General features: G+C 75.3%; 13 protein-coding genes. 8 read left to right on the top strand and 5 right to left on the bottom strand.

Annotated elements, in window-relative coordinates; genetic code table 11:
• The first annotated feature begins 58 nt into the window (after window positions 1-58).
• Genes D1J60_RS01475 through D1J60_RS01470 form a run of 3 tightly spaced genes read left to right on the top strand, consistent with a single transcriptional unit; the run spans window position 59 to window position 3,319 of the window.
• Window positions 59-844 (top strand): SDR family oxidoreductase, encoded by a 786-nt coding sequence (locus D1J60_RS01475; RefSeq protein ID WP_125819799.1) that lies wholly within the window; start codon window positions 59-61, stop codon window positions 842-844.
• A 34-nt stretch (window positions 845-878) separates the two neighbouring features.
• The gene (locus D1J60_RS37845) at window positions 879-1,508 is read left to right on the top strand and encodes a BTAD domain-containing putative transcriptional regulator (RefSeq protein WP_241253096.1); all 630 of its coding nucleotides are present in this window, start codon (window positions 879-881) and stop codon (window positions 1,506-1,508) included.
• 35 nt (window positions 1,509-1,543) lie between these two features.
• The gene (locus D1J60_RS01470) at window positions 1,544-3,319 is read left to right on the top strand and encodes a hypothetical protein (RefSeq protein ID WP_241253095.1); all 1,776 of its coding nucleotides are present in this window, start codon (window positions 1,544-1,546) and stop codon (window positions 3,317-3,319) included.
• Between the two features lie 21 nt (window positions 3,320-3,340).
• On the opposite strand, the gene D1J60_RS01465 is transcribed toward D1J60_RS01470, so the two are convergent.
• Window positions 3,341-4,795 carry a TerD family protein gene (locus tag D1J60_RS01465; protein ID WP_125819798.1) on the bottom strand — a complete coding sequence of 485 codons (1,455 nt, stop codon included), beginning with the start codon at window positions 4,793-4,795 and terminating at the stop codon, window positions 3,341-3,343.
• A 197-nt stretch (window positions 4,796-4,992) separates the two neighbouring features.
• Between D1J60_RS01465 and D1J60_RS01460 the strand changes: the two genes are divergently transcribed.
• The 3 genes from D1J60_RS01460 to D1J60_RS01450 all read left to right on the top strand — a co-directional run bounded on the left by D1J60_RS01460 (window position 4,993) and on the right by D1J60_RS01450 (window position 8,140).
• Window positions 4,993-5,673: a hypothetical protein gene (locus tag D1J60_RS01460; RefSeq protein WP_125819797.1), complete on the top strand. Its 681-nt coding sequence runs from the start codon at window positions 4,993-4,995 to the stop codon at window positions 5,671-5,673.
• Between the two features lie 145 nt (window positions 5,674-5,818).
• Window positions 5,819-6,358: an EF-hand domain-containing protein gene (locus D1J60_RS01455; RefSeq protein WP_164720809.1), complete on the top strand. Its 540-nt coding sequence runs from the start codon at window positions 5,819-5,821 to the stop codon at window positions 6,356-6,358.
• Window positions 6,359-6,541: 183 nt separating this feature from the next.
• Window positions 6,542-8,140 (top strand): NAD(P)/FAD-dependent oxidoreductase, encoded by a 1,599-nt coding sequence (locus tag D1J60_RS01450; RefSeq protein WP_164720808.1) that lies wholly within the window; start codon window positions 6,542-6,544, stop codon window positions 8,138-8,140.
• Window positions 8,141-8,188: 48 nt separating this feature from the next.
• On the opposite strand, the gene D1J60_RS01445 is transcribed toward D1J60_RS01450, so the two are convergent.
• Window positions 8,189-9,256, bottom strand: coding sequence for a PI-PLC domain-containing protein (locus D1J60_RS01445; protein ID WP_125819794.1), 1,068 nt, complete (start codon window positions 9,254-9,256; stop codon window positions 8,189-8,191).
• Window positions 9,257-9,411: 155 nt separating this feature from the next.
• On the opposite strand from D1J60_RS01445, the gene D1J60_RS01440 reads away from it, so the two are divergent.
• A complete protein-coding gene (locus D1J60_RS01440) occupies window positions 9,412-10,515 on the top strand; it encodes an LLM class flavin-dependent oxidoreductase (RefSeq protein WP_125819793.1) in 1,104 nt (367 codons plus the stop codon).
• Window positions 10,512-11,165 carry a CE1759 family FMN reductase gene (locus D1J60_RS01435; protein ID WP_125819792.1) on the top strand — a complete coding sequence of 218 codons (654 nt, stop codon included), beginning with the start codon at window positions 10,512-10,514 and terminating at the stop codon, window positions 11,163-11,165. Before D1J60_RS01440 ends, D1J60_RS01435 begins: the two co-directional genes overlap by 4 nt.
• Before the next feature lie 55 nt (window positions 11,166-11,220).
• On the opposite strand, the gene D1J60_RS01430 is transcribed toward D1J60_RS01435, so the two are convergent.
• From D1J60_RS01430 to D1J60_RS01420, 3 genes are all read right to left on the bottom strand, one after another.
• Window positions 11,221-12,105 carry a DUF4436 family protein gene (locus tag D1J60_RS01430; protein WP_125819791.1) on the bottom strand — a complete coding sequence of 295 codons (885 nt, stop codon included), beginning with the start codon at window positions 12,103-12,105 and terminating at the stop codon, window positions 11,221-11,223.
• A gap of 138 nt (window positions 12,106-12,243) precedes the next feature.
• Entirely contained in the window at window positions 12,244-13,551 is a 1,308-nt protein-coding gene (locus D1J60_RS01425) for a HAMP domain-containing sensor histidine kinase (protein ID WP_125819790.1), read from the bottom strand.
• Window positions 13,551-14,255 carry a response regulator transcription factor gene (locus D1J60_RS01420; RefSeq protein ID WP_125819789.1) on the bottom strand — a complete coding sequence of 235 codons (705 nt, stop codon included), beginning with the start codon at window positions 14,253-14,255 and terminating at the stop codon, window positions 13,551-13,553. Before D1J60_RS01420 ends, D1J60_RS01425 begins: the two co-directional genes overlap by 1 nt.
• Window positions 14,256-14,257 lie beyond the last annotated feature (2 nt).

Genomic DNA, 14,257 nt, shown 5'->3' with positions numbered 1-14,257 from the left:
ATGTCACCGGGCCCCGCCGAGGGGCACCGGGCGGACACACGACAGGGGAGCGAAGAACATGGGCGAGCAGCTGACCGGCAAGACCGCACTGGTGACCGGCGGGTCGCGCGGCATCGGACGGGCCGTCGCGCTGCGGCTGGCCGCCGAGGGAGCGCTGGTGGCGGTGCACTACGGCGCGAACGGGGCCGCCGCCGAGGAGACCTTGGCACGGATCGAGGAGGCCGGCGGGCGCGCCTTCGCCGTCCGCGCCCGGTTCGGCGAGGACGGAGCCCTGGACCGGCTCTTCGAAGGGCTGGAACGCGGACTGGCGCGGTACGGCGCGAAGGGCCTGGACATCCTCGTCAACAACGCGGGCATCAGCTCCGGGAACTCCATCGGGCAGGTCACCGAGGAGGAGTTCGCCACCCTGATGGCCGTCAACGTCAGCACACCGTTCTTCGTCGTCCAGCGGGCCCTGCCACTGCTGAACGACGGCGGCCGCATCATCGGCATGGGCTCGACCGCCAGCCGCTTCGCGGTCTCCACCCAGATCGGCTACACCATCAGCAAGGCGGCCCTGGAAGCCATGGCCCCCTCCCTCGCCAACGAACTCGGCCCCCGCGGCATCACCGTCAACACGGTCGCGCCCGGCGCCGTACGCACCGACCTGACCGCCGGCCACACCGCGATACCGGAAGTGGTCGCGGGCCTGGAGGCGATCACCGCGCTCGGGCGGATCGGCGAGCCGGAGGACGTCGCCGACGTGGTCGGCTTCCTCGCCGGCCCCCAGGGCCGCTGGATCACCGGCCAGACCATCGACGTGTCGGGCGGGACCTGGCTCGGCCCGCTCGTGCACACCGGCTGAACTCCCCTTCCGCGCCCGGGGGATAATCGCCCCCATGTGGTTCGGCATCCTCGGAGAGACCTGGGCGCGGCACGACGACGGGACCGAGGTCCCCCTCGGCGGCCCCGCCCGGCGCGCCCTGCTCGCGCTGCTGCTGATCGGCCCGGGCGGTGTCGTCCCGGCCGAGCAGCTGGCCGAGGAGATCGAACCGGCCGGAGCCGTCTCCGCGCACGCCCTCCAGTCCCAGGTCTCCCGGCTGCGCACCGCCCTGGGCCCGGCGGCCCCCATCGAACGGGTCGGCGCCGGCTACCGCATCGCGGTACCGCAAGAGGCGGTGGACGCGGCCCGGTTCGAGGCACTGGCCGCGGAAGGGCGCGCCGCCCTCACCGCGGGCGACCCCGCCCGGGCCGCCGCCGAGCTGCGCCGCGCCCTGGAGTTGTGGCGCGGCCCCGCCCTCGCCGGGCTCGCCGACCGGAGCGAGTCCGCCCGGGCCGCGGCGGCACGGCTGGAGGAAGCACGCCTCGCCGCCCTGGAGGACCGGATCGAAGCGGAGCTGCTGCTCGGCGAACACCGATCGGCCGTACCCGAGTTGCGCGAGCTCACCGACCGGCACCCGTTGCGTGAGCGGCCGGCCGGGCTGTCCTGGACAACTGCGAGCACGTCGTCGAAGAGGCGGCCGCGCTGACGGCCCGGCTGCTCGCCGCCTGCCCCCGGCTGCGGGTGCTGGCCACCAGCCGCGAGCCCCTCGGGGTCATCGGCGAACACGTCCTCCAGGTCCGGCCCCTGGACGAGGCGGCCGCCGTACGCCTGTTCACCGACCGGGCCCGCGCCGTACGCAGGGGCCCCGCGGGCGAACCCGCACTCCTGCGCCGGATCTGCGCCGCCCTCGACGGCCGGCCGCTGGCCATCGAACTCGCGGCGGCCCGCCTGCGCACCCTGGAACCGCAGGACCTCGCCGGACGGCTGGACGACCTCCTCGGCCTCACCGGCCGCGGCAGCCGCACCTCCGACGAACGGCACCGCACGATGCGCGCCGTGGTGGCGTGGAGCTGGGACCTGCTGACGGACGCCGAACAACGCGCCGCCCGCCGCTTCACCGTCTTCGCGGGCGGAGCCGGCCACGAGGGCGCACGGGAGGTCTGCGGAACGGACGCCGACACCCTGGAGTCGCTGGCCGACAAGTCCCTGCTGGAGACCGCGGGCACGGGCCGCCTCCGGATGCTGGAGACGATCCGCGCGTACGGCACCGAACGCCTGGAAGAGGCGGGCGAGGGCGAGGCCACCCGCCGCGGCCACGCCCGGCACCTGCTGGAACTGCACCGCCGCGCCGCACCGCACCTGCTGCGGGCCGGCCAGCTGCGGTGGCTGCCCCGCCTCGCGGCCGAGCACGACAACCTGCTGGCCGCGCTGCGCTGGGCGGTCGGCGCCCACGAGAGGCGCACCGCCCTGGAACTCCTCGCCGCCGCCTCGACGTCGCTGTGGATCCGCGGCGCGGCCGCCGCCGCGGCCCCGTACGCGCTCACCCTGCTCACCGCCGACGACGCCCCGCCCGGCCGTCTCGCCGGGGAGGACCTCGGCGAGGAGTACGCCGCCTGCGTCCTGCTCGCCGCCTCCACCACGGCCGGCCGGCCGCTCTGGCAGCGCCACCGCACCGCCGCCCTGGAAGCCCTGGCCGCCGCCTGGCCGGGAGACCGCCCGGGCCGCTACCCGGTGGTCCCCTTCCTCTGGATGATGCGCACCGCCGGCGAGACCGACCGGCAGGACACCCGGCACGTCCGGGACGCGTTCGCACTCCTCTCTTCCCAGCACGACTGCCCCGACCCCTGGGCGCGGGCGGCCGCCCGGTACGTGTCCGGGTACGCCACCCTCGGCGAGGGCGACGCCGACGGCGCCGAGCGGGCCTTCGACGCCGCCGCCGACGGGTTCCGCGGCCTGGGCGACCGCTGGGGCACCGCGCTGGCCCTGGACGCCCTCGCCGGCCTCGCGGCCACCGCGGGCGCCGACCGGGAACGGGCCATCGAGCTGACCGACCGCGCCCTCGCCCTCACCGGGGAACTCGGCGCCGTCGATGACTCCGCCGACCTCCTGGTCAACCGCGGCGACCACCAGCTGCCCCAGGACCCCGCCGCGGCCCGCGAGGACTACTCCCGGGCCGCCGCCCTGGCCCGCGGCAGCGGCAGCCCCGCGGCCCTCGCCGCCGCCCTGCGCGGCCTCGGCGACATCGCCCTGCTGGAGGGACGGCCGCAGGAGGCGGAACGGCTCTACGCGGACGCACTCGACCGGATCGACCCCCACTGGGTCAAGAGCCTCGGCAACCGGCTCCGCTGCCTCGGCGGCCTCGGCCGCACGGCCGAGGCCCGCGGCGACCGCGCCGCCGCCCGCGCCCACTACGACGGCGTGGCGGCGGCGGTGGCCGCCCTGGGCCCCTCCGCCCCGGAGGTACTGCGCCTGCTGGGCCTGCCGCAGGAGCTCGTCACGGCGGCGGGTGCGCGCTGAACGTCCCGCCGCGCGCACCGCTCAGCGCAGGCGCCGCCAGAACGGCGGGACCTCGCCCTCCCGCCGGTTGGGATGCGGGGTGACCTCGCGGGGGGTCAGGGACCAGGCGCTGTCGTAGCTGACGATCAGCAGCCGTGCCCCGCGGGTCAGCGCCACCGTGCTCCGACCCGGCCACCGGTCACCGCTGTGCAGGGTGCGGCGCGAGGCGCTGCGCCGCAGGGACTCCAGCTGGAACCAGGCGTCGTCCTTGCTGTTGCGGTACCGGACGGCGAGGTCGATGGCGGGCCCCGCGTACGCCAGGACGTCGGGGCCGACGCCCTCGACGCGCTCGGAGGCGTCCCGCAGCACCGACACCGGACTGACGGTGATCTTCCACTCGCCCCGCGCCTTCACGCGCAGCCGCAGCGGCCCGTTCCCGTCGTGGTCCACGATCCCGCGCCCGGTGAAGTCCTCGGCCCAGCCGCGCAGCGCCGAGGGGCTCTGCTCGCGGTTGCGGTGGTTCAGCCGGCTGACCTCGACGTGGCCGTCACCGAGGCGGACCAGGTCGACGACGGCGAAGCCGGCCGCCGTGGCCGGCTCCACGCGCACGATGTCCTCCCCGCGGCCCTCCTGGGTGAAGACGGGGAAGTCCGGACCGAAGTCGGTGGGGAGGCTGTTGATCCGCCGGGTGATGGTGCCCAGCAGCGGGGCGCCCGACTTGGAGACGGGGACGCCGGCGGGTACGCCGGCTGCCGCGGCGGACGCTCCGGCCCCGGCCTCCGACGGGACGGCCGCCCCCGGAGCCGGTGCCGCCCCCGCAGCCGTGACCGCTCCCGCCAGGGCCGGTCCCGCCGTGAGCGTTCCGGCCGGCAGCGGCGGGGCGGGCGGCGGGGCCTCGGGCAGTGCGGGGGCGGGCGGCGGACCGGCATCCGCCTCCCGCGCCCCGGAATCCGCCTCCTCCTCGACCGCGAACCCGTAGTCCCCGGCCAGCCCCGGGAGCCCGGAGTCGTAGCCCTGCCCGACCGCGCGGAACTTCCAGCCCCCGTCGCGGCGGTAGAACTCGCCCAGCACGTAGGCGGTCTCGGTCGTCGCGTCGTCGTCGTCGACCGAGTACACCACCATCCTCTCGCCCGTGGCCGTGCTGACCGCCTCCAGGTACAGCCCCGGTATCTCCCCGAACGTCGCGCCCTCGCAGGAGGCCGCGATGACGATGCGCTCCACCTCCGGCTCGACCCGGCCGGGGTCGATCTCCAGCCAGTCCGCCGTCCGGCCGTCCTCGCTGCGGGCGTTGCCCAGCAGCTCCACGGCACTCGTGGCGTGCGCGCGCTGGTTGTAGAAGACGAGGTCGCTGCGGCCCCTCACCTTTCCGCCGTCGTCCAGCAGCAGTGCCGCCGGGTCGATCTCGGGCACACCCGGCCCGGCCGCCCGGCGGACCACGGCGACCCGCATGGGCTCGCCGGACATGGGCAGATTGCCCCCCTTGATGATCTGCGTCATGACGGCATCGTCGCAGGCCAGCCCACCACAAGTCGAGGCCTTCCGGCCTGGTGTGACGATCCGTGAGACACCTCCTAGCACACTCGGCCCGGCCGGGGGCGGACCTCGGCCAAGCCCGCCCCCGGCCCGCCCGCCCCCGGCTACCGTGCCCGGGACGGCCGTGCCCCGGTGGCGGCGGCCGGGGGAGGAGCAGGCGGATGGGGACCACGGTCGTGGGGTTCCGGCTCGGCTGGGACAGGAAGGGCCGGCAGGCCACGGTGGTGCTCACCCAGGCGGGCATCCTGCACCACGGCAGCGGCCTCCTCGGCATGCCACAGCGCCCCGCCAGACCGCAGGCCCCGGCAGCCGCGGATCCGCATCCGGTGCCCCGTCAGGCCGCCACCTTGCGCCGGGTGTACGCGGGCCTGGTCCACCAGGGCTACGGCCGCGAGCTGATCCCGCCGGTCTGCGTCCGCCTCGACACCGACGAACGCCCCCTCCACCCCCGGGGCGAGCACGCGCCCCGGGCCCATCCCGAGCTGATCGCCGAATTCACCGGAGCCGCCCCCTGTGGCCCCGGCACGCTCGACGACGCCCTGACCGCCTTCTACACCGCGATCGGCCTCACCCCGCCGGCGCCCGCCGCCACCCCGCCGCCCGGCCCGGGCGGCGTCCCCCCGGCGGTCCGCAGGGCCCTGGGCGCGCTCGCGGAGGGCCGCACCCTCGCCTCCCGCCCCGGGCGCGGCACCGGCTGGAGCGTCACCGGGGCCGGGGTGCGCCTGCACGCCGGTCCCGGCGGCGCGGACCTCACCCACCGCGAAGTGGCCGAGCTCCAGGCGGCCCTGACGGCCTGGCTGCGCCACCAGCGCGGTCCCGGTGCGGGAGCCCGCGCGCGCTGACCCGTATCGGACGCCCGGCCGCCCCGTCACCCGGAACGCCCAGCGGTACCGGGCGTTCGCTGCGCGCGGGCACGGCCGTGTGGTTTCCTGGGCCCCGCTCCGCGCTGTGGCGGAGCGGCTACTAGGAGTGAAGGGGAATGTTGTCGTGAGCGTTCTGGACATCAAGCTGGACCGGTCGTTCGACGTCTTCGACTCGGACCGCGACGGGCGGCTCGACAAGTCGGACGTCATCGGCCTCTCGGACCGGCTCGCCGAGTCGCTCGGCCTCACCCCGGACGACGTGGCCGGGCTCCGGGACTCGCTCGGGCAGCTCTGGGACACCGTCTTCCAGCGGATGGACCGCAACGACGACGGGGGAGTGGACCGGCAGGAGTTCCGGGCGGCGTTCCGGGCGCGGATCGTCACCGACCAGAACCGGATCTGGGAGCGGATCCGGAACATGAGCAACGCCTGGACCGAGCTCGGCGACCGCGACGGCGACGGCATGCTGAGCAGGGACGAGTACACCTCCCTGCTGCACGGCATGTTCCGGCTGCCCCGGCAGACGTTCGACGAGGCCTTCGACCGGCTGGACGTCGACGGCGACGGGCAGCTGAGCCGCGAGGAGATCAGCTCGGCGATGAAGGAGTACTACACGAGCGAGAACCACGCGGCCCGCGGCAACCAGTTCTTCGGCCGCCTCTGACCGCCGGGCCCGCGGCGGGCGCCCCGCGCCCGCTGCCGGCCCCCGCCCCGCCCGCTGCCGGCCCCCGCCCCGCCCGCTGCCGGCCCGCGCCCGCGGGGGCTCCTCCGCAGCCGGTTCGTATCGCCTCCCCGCTCGTTGACCGGAGAGCAAGCCGATCTTTCGATGTTCTCTGGAGGACCCCCGATGGCCGATGCCGCACTGCCGGTGATCGTTCTGTCCGACCCCGATCCGATCCGCCGGCACGAGACGGCCGAGCTGGTGCAGAGCTGGTACCGGACCTCGTTCCGGGTGCTCCAGGTCGGCGGACCCGCCGAGGCGGCCCGGGCGCTGAACGCGCTGGCCGACCGGAAGGTGCCCGTCGCCGCCGTGCTCGCCGACGAGGCCCCCGAGCCCGCGACCGCGCACCCCGGCGTACGCTGGCTGCCCCTGGCCCGGCGCTCCGACGACGCGCCCGCCCCCGACGACGCGTCCGCCCACCCCGGTGAACACCCCGCCGAGCACCTCCGGGTCGCGCTCGACGACTCCCTGTGCACCTGGAACGCCGACTGCCGGGGCGACCTGCCGACCGCCGAGGTGCGCGGCAGCCGGTTCTCGCCCGCCGCCTACGCCGTACGGGACTTCCTCGGCCGCAGCGGCGTGATCTTCCGCTGGCTGCCCGCGGAGGACACGAGGGACGCCCCGGTCACCGTCCGGCTCGGCGACGGCACCGAGCTGACGGACCCCTCGATCAGCGAACTGGCCGAACGGCTCGGCCTCATCCGCCCGGCCGCCCAGGACCACTACGACGTCGCCGTGATCGGCGGCGGCCCCGGAGGCCTGTCCGCGGCGGTGTACGCGGCCGCCGAGGGCATGAGCGTGGTCGTGATCGAGGACGACGCCCCCGGCGGACAGGCGGGCTCGACCTCGCGGATCGAGAACTACCTCGGCTTCCCCGTGGGCCTGACCGGCGGCGACCTCGCCCAGCGCGCCCTCCAGCAGGCCCGCCGGGCCCGAGTCGAGTGGCAGCCCACCCGGGTGGCGAGCCGGGTGGCGCCCACGGAGACGGGCGACCACAGCGTCGAGTTCGTCAAGGCGGGCACCGAGGAGGCGGCCTCGGTGACCGCGGCGGCCGTGGTGGTCGCCACCGGAGTGGACTGGAACCGCCTGACGGCCCCCGGCGTCGACCGGCTCCTCAACTCCGGCGTGTACTACGGGTCCTGCCTCTCCGACGCCCCCTCGACCGCCGGTGAGGACGTGTACATGGTCGGCGCCGGCAACTCCGCCGGCCAGGCCGCCCTCTACTTCGCCCGCTACGCCCGCTCCGTCACCCTGCTGGTGCGCGGCACCGACCTCGGCGCGTCCATGTCGAGCTACCTGGTCCAGCGCATCGAGCGGACCCCGGGCCTGCGGGTCCTGCTGGGCACGGAGGTCGCCGAATGCCTCGGCGGGGACACCCTCACCGGGCTCAGGCTGCGCGAGCGCGACGGCGGAGAGCGGACCGTCGGCGCCCACTGCCTGTACGTCCTGATCGGCGGCCGCCCGTCGACCGAGTGGCTCGGCGGCGCGCTGAAGCTCGACGAGCGCGGGTACGTCCTGACCGGCAGCGGCGGGGCGGGCCCGCAGGCGCTGCCGATGGAGACCAGCGTGCCCGGCGTGTTCGCCGTGGGCGACGTCCGGTCCGGGTCCGTCAAGCGGGTCGGGGCCGCCGTGGGCGAGGGCGCCGCGGCCGCGCAGTCGCTGGTCGAGTACCGGCGGCGGCACCCCGACCGCTTCCGGGACGCGCGGGCGGCCTGCGGCTTCTGACCGGCTCAGGCCCCTGCCGCCCGGGCGGCAGGGGCCTGAGGGCGGCCGTCAGGGGCCGGCGTTCAGCTCCGCGACGACCGAGGCGGGGGTGGGGCCGCTGCCGTCGGACAGCCGGTGGAAGTCGACGGAGACGAAGTTCGGCGTGCGCCCTCCGGCCGCGGTCCGGCACTGGCCGGCGACGCGGTTCCTGAGCTTGGCGCCGTTGTCCAGGGCGGCGGTGAGGACGGTCGGCACGTTGCGGTGGTGGCTCATCGTGAACAGCCTCCGGAATCCCGGCTCCCGGCGGTCCAGGGGAACGTCGGGCCAGCGGGTGACGCACGCGAGGTCCTCGCCCATGTCACCGAGGCTCCAGTAGTTGGCGACCGTCCACGACCGGTCGTACATGACGCCCAGGCCCTCCCGGTCGGAGCGGTCGGAGAAGACCAGCAGGCGCTTGCCCGCGGTGACGAGGTCGGCCACCTTCGGCCACCCGTTCTGCCGGACGCCCCACGCGTCGGGCCGGAACAGCAGCTGGTCGAGCCCGCGGACCCGGCCCAGGGACTGCCGCAGCTGTTCGGCGCTGACGTAGTCCTCCAGGAAGACGGTCACGAACTCCTGGGGGTGGGTGACGAGGAAGTCCACCACGGTCTGCATCGTGCCGTGCAAGGACTGCCGGGGCAGTGCGTACGTGGCCCCGGCGAAGGTCTTGCAGTCGCCGTGGCACAGGTACACGTCACTGGGGTAGCAGTCGCTGCCGAAGCTGACGACGCACAGCCAGGTGCTGTGCTCGTACCAGTGCGTGTCCAGGCTCAGGCCGCGCACCCCGTTGTCCAGCTGGGCGCGCACCGACTCGGACTGGTTCACCGAACTCCACCGGGAATCCTCGTAGTTGGTGAAGGAGTTGTGGGTGGTCAGGAAGGCGGTCTCGTCGAGACGGCGGTCGCCCCAGCGTGCGGCGGCCGCCGCCGACGGGGTGCCGACGGCGGCGGTGGGCGGCGCGGGGGCGGCCGCGGCGGCCGGTGCGCACAGGAGGGCCGCCAGGAGGAGGCACAGGAGGAGGCGGAGGCCGGTTCTTCGCGGTCGCCCGGCGCCGCGGCCGCCCCGCCGGGCCCGATAAGGCGTGTCCATGTCAATCATGGCCGGAGGGTAGCGCTCCGCCCGGCGATGCGCCCGCACGCGGACGGGTTCGGCCGGTTCCCGCCGGCACCGGCCGCGGGCGGCGGGGAATAGGGCGGCACCATTCTTCGTTCCCGGGTATAGTTGAAACATAAACAATCTTGGGAAGGGGAGCCATGCAGTTCGGGATCTTCACCGTCGGGGACGTCACGCCCGATCCGACGACCGGACGCGCGCCCGGCGAGCACGAGCGCATCAAGGCGATGCTCACGATCGCGCAGAAGGCCGAGGAGGTCGGCCTCGACGTCTTCGCCACCGGCGAGCACCACAACCCGCCGTTCGTCCCCTCCTCGCCGACGACGATGCTCGGCTACGTCGCCGCGCGCACCGAGAACCTGATCCTGTCGACCTCGACGACCCTGATCACCACGAACGACCCGGTGAAGATCGCCGAGGACTTCGCGATGCTCCAGCACGTCGCCGACGGCCGCGTCGACCTCATGACGGGCCGCGGCAACACCGGCCCGGTCTACCCCTGGTTCGGCAAGGACATCCGCGACGGCATCGACCTCGCCATCGAGAACTACGCGCTGCTGCGCCGCCTCTGGGACGAGGACGTCGTCACCTGGAAGGGCAAGTTCCGTACGCCGCTCCAGTCCTTCACCTCGACCCCGCGCCCGCTCGACGGCGTCGCGCCCTTCGTGTGGCACGGCTCCATCCGCTCGCCCGAGATCGCCGAGCAGGCCGCCTACTACGGCGACGGCTTCTTCCACAACAACATCTTCTGGCCGGCCTCCCACACCCGGCAGATGGTGAACCTCTACCGCGAGCGCTACGCCCACTACGGGCACGGCACCCCGGAACAGGCCATCGTCGGCCTCGGCGGCCAGGTGTTCATGCGCAGGAACTCGCAGGACGCGGTGCGCGAGTTCCGCCCGTACTTCGACAACGCGCCGGTGTACGGCCACGGCCCGTCGCTGGAGGAGTTCACCTCCCAGACGCCCCTGACCGTGGGCTCCCCGCAGCAGGTCATCGAGCGGACCCTCTCCTTCAGGGACTACGCCGGGGACTACCAGCGCCAGCTGTTCCTGCTGGACCACGCCGGCCTGCCCCTGAAGACCGTCCTGGAGCAGCTCGACCTGCTGGGCGAGGAGGTCGTGCCGGTACTGCGCAAGGAGTTCGCGAACCTGCGTCCGGCCGGAGTGCCGGACGCACCGACCCACCGGGCCCGCGTCGCCGCGGCAGCGGCCGCCCCGGCCCAGGAGGAGGAGCGGGCATGAAGCTCGTCGTCGTATCGGCCGGTCTGAGCGCGCCCTCGTCCACCCGGCTGCTCGCCGACCGCCTCGCGGCCGCGACGCGGAGCCACGTGGACGCCCGGACGGAGGTGATCGAGCTGCGGGAGCTGGCGACGGAGATCGCCCAGCACCTCGTCACCGGGTTCCCGCCCGCCCGGCTGGCCGCCGCACTCGACGCGGTGGCCGCCGCGGACGGCCTGATCGCCGTGACACCCGTGTTCGCGGCCTCCTACAGCGGCCTGTTCAAGTCGTTCTTCGACCTCATCGACAAGGACGCCCTGACCGGCAAGCCGGTGCTCCTCGGGGCGACCGGCGGCACCGCCCGGCACTCCCTGGTCACCGAGCACGCCATGCGCCCGCTCTTCACCCACCTGCGCGCCCTCGTCCTGCCGACCGCCGTGTACGCGGCCTCGGAGGACTGGGGCGGGGAGGGGCTGGAGCGGCGGATCGCCCGGGCGGGGGCGGAGCTGGCGCGCTTCGCGGCGCCCGCCGCCGAGGCCGCCGCCCCGGACCTCGGCACCGCCGCGGCCATCGCGCCCCGCTCGCTCACGGGGGCGATCACGTCGGTGGACCCGGCGGACGGCTTCACGGTGGTGCCGTTCGAGCAGCGGCTGGCCGCGCTCCGGGCCGGCTAGCCGGCCGGGGCGGGCCCGCCCGGTCTCCTCGCCCCGCCCGAAGGCGAGCGCGGCGTCACGCCGCGTCCTCGTCGGGGCGGAGGGCGGCGCGGACGCCCGTGACGACCACGGCGAGCAGGCAGAGGGCGATGACGGTCTCGGCCCACAGGAAGGCGAACCAGTCCAGCACGCAGCCGATGGGGGGAGTGCCGGGCGCGGTGTTGCGGAACGCGGCGAGGGCGAACAGCGTGGCGGCCATCCAGGCGAGGGCGGGCCAGACCAGGCCCTCGCCGCGGGTCGTCAGGTACCAGGCCCCGATGAGCACGGACGCCGCCAGCGCCCACATGACGGCCATCATGAAGACCGCGAAGACGAGCAGGCTGCCCGACCGCTCCAGCCCCACCGCCAGGGCGGCCTCCCGCGGTGAGCCGGCGGGGGCCGCGTCGACCGCGAAGAGGCTGTCGTTGTTGGAGAACAGCATCCGCACCGGCACCTGCCTGCCGTCGAGCACGGCCCAGAACTCGATGTCGGTCTCGTAGGAGTCGAAGGGGTAGTCGCTGATCGACCCGGCCGTGAGCGCGACCTGCACGTCCCGGGTCGTGATCCGCTCGTGCGCCTTGAACGCGAGGTCGCCGAGGGTCGCCGCGGAGGTCTGCAGGCCGAGGTCGGCCACCGGGGCGCTCCCGTCCTCCTCCCCGAGGGTCCCGCGCGGGGTGACCCGGACCCGCAGGACCAGCTCCCTGGACGCGGCGTCGACGCGCTGCACGGTGGCCCGCACGTCCACCCGGTCGGCGGCCGCGGAGCCGGCCGTGTGCACCCGGTCGAGCGCCTGCCGCTCGGAGAACTGCAGCCACGACCCCACCCCCACCGCCACCACGATCAGGACGGCGATGGGGAGCAGCACCGGCAGGAGTGACGTTCCGGAACGGCGGGGGCTGCGTGGGTCCCAGGTGGGGGCCATGGCGACTCCGGCGGGAGGGGAGGGGCGGTGACCGCGGTGTGATCCTCGTCCACCGGGCCGCCCGACCGCCGCATCCGGCCGGGGCGTGTCGGCGCGCGCCGGCGCCTCCGGGCCCGGCCCGGCGGAGTCCGCGCCGGCTCAGGCCCCGGGAGCCCGGGCCGGCAGGCGCAGGCCCACGACCGCTCCGCCGCCGTCGGCCGTGCGGGCGAACACGGTGCCCCCGTCGGCCGAGACCAGCTCGTGGACGATGGCCAGGCCCAGTCCGGACCCCGGCGTGCCCTGGGTGCCGGGCCCCCGGTGGAAGCGGTCGAAGACGGCCCGTTCCTGGCCCGCCGGGATCCCCGGCCCCCGGTCGTGGACCTGGACCCGCGGCCCGTCCACCCGGACCAGGACCGGGCTGCCGGGCGGGCTGAACTTCACGGCGTTGCTCAGCAGGTTGTCCAGGCACCGCTGCACCGCGCGCGGCCGGGCGTACACGGTCCCGCCCCGCGCCGCCTCGACCGTGACGGGGCGTCCCGTGCGCCGGCGGCAGCGGTGGGCGGCGTCCTCGGCCGCCTCCGCGAGGTCGACCGCCTCGGGCCGCTCCCCGGTGTGGCGGTCGGTGGCCAGCTCGACGACCTCCCGGACCAGGTCGTCCAGGGCCACCGTCTCGCGGACCAGGGTCGCGAGGATCTGCTCCTCGTCCCCGGGGGCGAGCCGCCCCCGGGCCCGCTGGAGCAGTTCGGCGCTGCCGCGCACCGAGGTCAGCGGGGTGCGCAGCTCGTGCCCGGCGTCCTCGACCAGCTGGCGCTGCTGGGCGCGGGAGCGGCGCAGCGCGTCCAGCATGGCCTCGAAGCTGCGGGTGAGCCGGCCGATCTCGTCCCGCCCGGCGGGCGGCAGGTCGGCCTCCAGGTCCTGGGTGGTGCTGATCCGGTGCGCGGCGCCGACCAGGCGGTTCACGGGCCGCAGGATCCGGCCCAGGACCCACCAGCTCAGGAGCGCGGCCACCGCGGTGGCGGCGGCCGTGGTCCAGGTGATCCGCCACATGAACCCCCGGTCGAGGGCTGCGGCACCGCTGTAGCTCTGCGCCACCATGACCGCCCCGCCGGCCGGGAGCGGCAGGGTGAGGATCCCGTACTCCGTGCCCTCCACGACCACGTCCTCCCGGCTGCTGCCCGCGCCCGTACGGGCCACCCGCGCGGCCGCCTCGGACACCGGCAGGCGGGAGGCGGGGCCGGGGCGGACGCTCCCGTCGGCGAGCAGGACCTGCTCGGTCGTGCCCGGCCGGGCGGGCGGGGTGCGGCCGGCGTCGAGCAGGGCGACCACGGCCCCGGCCCGGTCCTCCAGACCGCGTTCGAGTTCGTCCCCGACGAGGAGACCGATGCCCCGGTAGGAGGTGAAGGCGGCGAACAGCATCGCCAGGCCCGCGGCCGCGACGACCACCAGCGTGATCTTCGTACGGAGCATCAGGCCGGCCGCACCGTGTACCCGACGTTGCGCACGGTGTGCACGATCCGCGGCGCCCCGCCCTCCTCGGTCTTGCGGCGCAGGTAGCCGATGTAGACGTCGAGGGAGCGCGAGCTGGTGTCGAAGTCGAAGCCCCAGATGCGCTCGTAGATCTGACCGCGCGTCAACACGGCGCCCTGGTGCGTCAGGAGCAGCTCCAGGACGTCGAACTCCGTCTTCGTCAGGTCCAGGACCAGGCTTCCCCGGACGGCGCTGCGCGCGCCCGGGTCCAGGACCAGGTCCCCGGCGGCGAGCACCCCGGGGGCGGCCGGCCCCGGCTCGGTGCGCCGCAGCAACGCCCTGATCCGGGCGAGGAGTTCGTCCGTGGCGAAGGGTTTGGCGAGGTAGTCGTCCGCGCCCGCGTCCAGGCCGGCCACCCGGTCGCCGACCTGGTCGCGGGCGGTCAGCACCAGGACCGGCAGCCGGTCGCCGCGCCGACGCAGGGTCCGGCACAGCGACAGCCCGTCCAGTCCGGGCATGACCACGTCCACCAGGGCCAGGTCCGGCTCCTCCCGGTCCACCGCCGCCAGGCCCTGGAGCCCGTCGGCCGCCTGCACCACCCGGTACCCCTCGAAGCGCAGCAGCTGGTCCAGGGTGCTGCGTACGCCCGGATCGTCCTCGACGACCAGCACCGTGCGGCGGTGCGCCGTGATCGCGTCAGTCATGT

Origin of the sequence: Streptomyces sp. W1SF4, assembly GCF_003950035.1 — a bacterium.
In the GTDB taxonomy this organism is placed as follows: Bacteria; Actinomycetota; Actinomycetes; order Streptomycetales; family Streptomycetaceae; genus Streptomyces; species Streptomyces racemochromogenes.
The sequence above is the reverse complement of the archived record's forward strand: the minus strand, read 5'-3'. Positions and strand labels throughout refer to the sequence as shown.

Excerpts from the sequence above, each read along its gene's own strand:
- D1J60_RS01465 (WP_125819798.1), bottom strand. The coding sequence starts at position 4,795 with ATGACGCAGATCATCAAGGGGGGCAATCTGCCCATGTCCGGCGAGCCC.
- D1J60_RS37845 (WP_241253096.1), top strand. The coding sequence starts at position 879 with ATGTGGTTCGGCATCCTCGGAGAGACCTGGGCGCGGCACGACGACGGG.
- D1J60_RS01435 (WP_125819792.1), top strand. The coding sequence starts at position 10,512 with ATGAAGCTCGTCGTCGTATCGGCCGGTCTGAGCGCGCCCTCGTCCACC.
- D1J60_RS01460 (WP_125819797.1), top strand. The coding sequence starts at position 4,993 with ATGGGGACCACGGTCGTGGGGTTCCGGCTCGGCTGGGACAGGAAGGGC.
- D1J60_RS01450 (WP_164720808.1), top strand. The coding sequence starts at position 6,542 with ATGGCCGATGCCGCACTGCCGGTGATCGTTCTGTCCGACCCCGATCCG.
- D1J60_RS01430 (WP_125819791.1), bottom strand. The coding sequence starts at position 12,105 with ATGGCCCCCACCTGGGACCCACGCAGCCCCCGCCGTTCCGGAACGTCA.
- D1J60_RS01425 (WP_125819790.1), bottom strand. The coding sequence starts at position 13,551 with ATGCTCCGTACGAAGATCACGCTGGTGGTCGTCGCGGCCGCGGGCCTG.
- D1J60_RS01475 (WP_125819799.1), top strand. The coding sequence starts at position 59 with ATGGGCGAGCAGCTGACCGGCAAGACCGCACTGGTGACCGGCGGGTCG.
- D1J60_RS01440 (WP_125819793.1), top strand. The coding sequence starts at position 9,412 with ATGCAGTTCGGGATCTTCACCGTCGGGGACGTCACGCCCGATCCGACG.
- D1J60_RS01420 (WP_125819789.1), bottom strand. The coding sequence starts at position 14,255 with ATGACTGACGCGATCACGGCGCACCGCCGCACGGTGCTGGTCGTCGAG.
- D1J60_RS01445 (WP_125819794.1), bottom strand. The coding sequence starts at position 9,256 with ATGATTGACATGGACACGCCTTATCGGGCCCGGCGGGGCGGCCGCGGC.